Source organism: Microcoleus sp. PH2017_28_MFU_U_A (assembly GCF_020738035.1).
Lineage (GTDB): Bacteria > Cyanobacteriota > Cyanobacteriia > Cyanobacteriales > Microcoleaceae > Microcoleus.
In genome coordinates this window covers 1-3,108 of record NZ_JAEQCX010000216.1, presented here as the reverse complement: position 1 = coordinate 3,108, position 3,108 = coordinate 1, and the positions used below count along the sequence as shown (strand labels likewise).

Here is a 3,108-nt window from a genome sequence, read left to right as displayed (position 1 = left end):
TTTTGGACGATCGCAATAATTCTCTCAGTTGACCATTTTGACTATATGATACTACTATTGCTTACTACTGCTTACAAACTTAATAAAGTTTTATAATACCGTCTTTTAGGGAAATTTGATCGAAAATTTCGCTGGAAAATCATGGCGGGCGATCGGGCCCGGTGGTGTTGCTGCTCGATCGAGACCGCCAAACTGTAAAATGAACGCTTGTATATAAGTTATGTAGAGCAGGAGAACAATTTCAGTGGCAATAGAAGTAGGTCAGAGAGTTAAGGTACGCCGTCTCAGAGATCGGATACCTGCAAATATGGTGGGCAAGATAAAGGAAAATCCAGTAGGCACTGTTGACGGATTCAGAATGGTTGATGGCAGCGGAGTAGGCGTGGTTGTCAAGTTTGACGGTTTTGCGACTTGGTTCTTTGAAGATGAGCTAGAAGCAGTTTAGTAGAAGGCCGTTGTCAGTGGGCAGTGGGCAGTTGTTAGTTGTCAGTTGTCAGTTGTTATTGGTAGCAGCTAACAACTCACACATCAGGAATCAGAAAGAACAACTACCTACTGCCCACTGCCCACAGCCCACTAACCACTGACAACTACCCACTGACAACTGACAACTCTGGCTGAAGGTTGCGCTTAAATGTTAAGTAGTAAGCTTTGGCACTGAGAACAGAAAATGGCTTTGATTTTGACATTTTTGGGCAAAGGCGGCACTGGCCGCAGCACGATCGCGATCGCAACAGCTAAAAAATATGCGGCTCAAGGCAAGCGAGTTCTGCTACTCGGCCAAGATCCGGGGCCTGCATTGGGTATTCTGCTAGGGGTTCCCCTGACTCCCACGCCACAGGAAATCGCCCCCAACTTCAAAGCAGTTCAGGTGAACAGCGCGCCGCTGCTAGAACGCAGGTGGGACGAAATTAAACAACTAGAAGCTCAATATGTCCGCACTCCGTTTTTCAAGCAGATTTACGGGCAAGAATTGGGAGTGTTACCTGGGATGGACAGCGCGCTGGCGTTGAATGAACTTCGGGAATACGACGACAGCAAACAATATGATGTCATTGTGTATGACGGCAGCGGCGGCATGGATACGCTGCGGATGTTGGGAATGCCGGAAATTTTGAGCTGGTACATCCGTCGCTTCCGCCAAGCGTTGGTAGATTCGGATTTGGGGAAAGCTTTGTCGCCTTTTATTCAACCGGTTGTCAGTACCGTGTTGACGGTGGATATGTCGGGAGACAATGCTTTTCAATCTACCAAGCAAGTCGATAATCTGTTGGATAAGGGTAAGGAAGCGCTGGCAGATCCGAACCGCACCGCCGCTTATTTGGTGACGACTGGGGATGCAAGTGCGATCGGCACTGCGCGCTATTTGTGGGGAAGTTCTCAACAAATTGGTTTAACTGTCGGCGGTGTGATTGTCAATCAAGCACCGCTTACAGAAACGATTGCTGCTGATTTCGATCCTTTGACAGCAGTTTCTGTGCCGGCCCACAGCGATAATAATTGGCAGCCGTTAATTGATGCTTTGCCAGATTTTTCTGAAGCTGGGAAAGCTCCTAAACCGATTAACATCAACACTGCACAGCGTCTAGTTAGTTTGTTTTTGCCTGGGTTTGACAAGAAAGAAATTAAATTGATTCAATCCGGGCCGGAAGTGACGATCGAAGCGGGCGATCAGCGGCGCAATATCTTGCTTCCTCCGGCGCTAACTGGAAAATCTGTCACAGGTGCTAAATTCCAGAATGGTTACTTGATTATTTCTTTTTAGCAGTTAAGTTGTTCGGGATTTTGGGTAAATTTTGGAACGGGCAAGATGCCCGTTCCACATTATTTTTATTAGTAGTTGTATGGGGTACGTTGTTGGGCTTGGGCCCTATACGTTTAAATGGTTATATAAGCTGTCAGTCATACCTCATCTTTCCGAGAAAGGCTATAATTTAGGGATTTTTCATGGATCCGCACCCTACGACCACAAACACTGAAAATTATCGATAAATCTTGGAAAATACGATCGCCCGCAGTGCGTCTATAATATAAAATCATTAGCAAATTTGGGAAAACAGCAATGGTTAGACAACTGCAATCTCCCGACCAACAAAACATCGTATACCCTGACGATAACGGAGAACCAATGTCAGACAATACTGAGCAGTTTCGATTAATCGTTTGGATTAAGGAAAATTCCGAACTATTGTTTGCGAATGACCCGAATGTTTTCGTAGCCGGCGACTTGCTTTGGTATCCCGTTGAAAGAAATAATAAACTTTGCCAAGCACCAGATGTGATGGTAGTTTTTGGTAGACCAAAAGGATATCGAGGTTCCTATCAACAGTGGAATGAAGATAATATTCCGCCGCAAGTCGTTTTTGAAATTTGGTCGCCGGGAAATCGGCCTGCTCCGATGATTCAAAAGTTCAAATTTTACGAACGTTACGGCGTGGAAGAATACTATTTGTACGACCCACAAACATTAGAATTGACAGGATGGCAGCGGGTTGAGGAAGAGTTAGAGGCGATCGAACAAATAGACGGTTGGATCAGTCCGAGATTGGGCGTGCGGTTCCAATTATCTGAAACCGGACTCGAAATGTTCGGGCCAAACGGAGAAGCATTTATGAGTTTTGTGGAACTCGCTCAACTGCGGCGCCAAGCGGAAGCACAAGCGACTGAAGCAGAGCAACTGCGACAACAAGCAGAGGAACGGGCGACTGAGGCTGAAACTTTGCTCGAGCAAGAACGATCGCGATCGCAAGCCTTAGAAGCTCAACTCCGAGCAATGGGAATCGATCCAAATCAATTGCAATAGATGATTGGGCAATTTAAACGCCGATTTAAATCGCGTACATAATCTCCGTAGATACTGTCTTGACCTGTCAAGGGGTGGCGATCGCATAATTAGGGCTTGCTGAAAAAGTCAGAAAACAGCATTTAGAAAGATGAGTGAATTTGAGATCGCCTCGACAATATAAGTTGTGTTAATTTTATGATGGCAAAACATAGCTTTTACCAATGATTTAAGCCAAAAAACATCAAAAAAGGTTTTTGTTATGAAATAGACAGAAAAAAAGCCAAAAAGCCTGCCGTACCCTGGCAGAAAGATTCATCACCAGA

Annotated in this window: 3 protein-coding genes; all 3 read left to right on the top strand. The window is 45.3% G+C overall.

All coding sequences use genetic code 11. The features are described 5' to 3' along the window. Positions 1–244 precede the first annotated feature (244 nt). Positions 245–445, top strand: a complete 201-nt coding sequence (gene petP, locus JGK14_RS33770; protein ID WP_293155850.1) for a cytochrome b6f subunit PetP — start codon at positions 245–247, stop codon at positions 443–445. A 225-nt stretch (positions 446–670) separates the two neighbouring features. After that, positions 671–1,765 (top strand): Get3/ArsA fold putative tail anchor-mediating ATPase NosAFP, encoded by a 1,095-nt coding sequence (locus JGK14_RS33765; protein WP_293187171.1) that lies wholly within the window; start codon positions 671–673, stop codon positions 1,763–1,765. Between the two features lie 297 nt (positions 1,766–2,062). Beyond that, entirely contained in the window at positions 2,063–2,803 is a 741-nt protein-coding gene (locus JGK14_RS33760) for a Uma2 family endonuclease (protein ID WP_293187172.1), read from the top strand. Positions 2,804–3,108 lie beyond the last annotated feature (305 nt).